The following is a 917-nucleotide window of genomic DNA, read 5'->3' on the forward strand; positions in this document are numbered from 1 at the left end:
CGCACGGCGTAACCGTCCAGCCGGCCGGCGAGCGCCGGCAGCACCCGCTCCACCGCCCGGGTCGCCCCGGTGCTCGTGGGTATCTGGTTCACCGCGGCCGCGCGGGCGCGCCGCGGGTCCTTGTGATAGACGTCGCTCAGGACCTGGTCGTTGGTATAGGCGTGGATCGTGCACATCTGCCCGCTCTCCACGCCGAAGGCCTCGTGCAGGGGCAGGGCCAGGGGCGCCAGGCAGTTGGTCGTGCACGAGGCGTTGGAGACGATGCGTTCGTCGCCGCGGAGGCTGTCGTGGTTGACGCCGTAGACCACGGTCGCATCCACGTCATCCCCACCCGGCGCGGAGATCAGCACCCGCGACGCACCGGCATCGAGGTGGGCCGAGGCCTTCTCGCGGCCGGCGAAACGGCCGGTGCACTCCATCACCAGGTCCACCCCGAGGTCGCCCCAGGGCAGCCGGGCCGGGTCCCGTTCGCCGAGCATGCGCACGGCCTCGCCGTTGACCGTCAGCGCGTCCCCGGCGAGCGTCACGGCCCCCGGAAAGGGCCCGTGGGCGGTGTCGTGGCGCATCAGGTGCGCGTTGACGGAGGGCTCGCCCAGGTCGTTGACGGCCACCACGCGCAGCCGGTCGCTGCGTCCGGACTCGTAGAGCGCGCGCAGTACCGCGCGCCCGATGCGGCCGAAGCCGTTGATACCGATGGTGACCGCCATGGCCTCCCCTCCCTGACGGAGCGCCTCACAGCTGGGCGCGCGTGGCCTCCAAGACCGCGTCCGCGGTGATCCCGAAGTGCTCGTAGACGGCGCCGCCGGGGGCGGACTCGCCGAAGTTATCGACGCCGATCACCCGCCCGGTGGCCCCGACGAGACGCCACCAGGGATCCGGCAGCCCGGCCTCCACGGCAACCCGGGCGGTCACCGCCG

Annotated in this window: 2 protein-coding genes; both read right to left on the bottom strand. The window is 73.2% G+C overall.

What is annotated here, in order from left to right; genetic code table 11:
• The coding region (locus tag G7A99_RS21575; protein ID WP_163143978.1) for a type I glyceraldehyde-3-phosphate dehydrogenase at positions 1–707 on the bottom strand (707 nt) is incomplete at its 3' end.
• A 25-nt stretch (positions 708–732) separates the two neighbouring features.
• A partial coding sequence (locus G7A99_RS21580) for a hypothetical protein (RefSeq protein WP_163143980.1) occupies positions 733–917 on the bottom strand: 185 nt, incomplete at its 5' end.

This window comes from Arhodomonas sp. KWT (assembly GCF_010993615.1).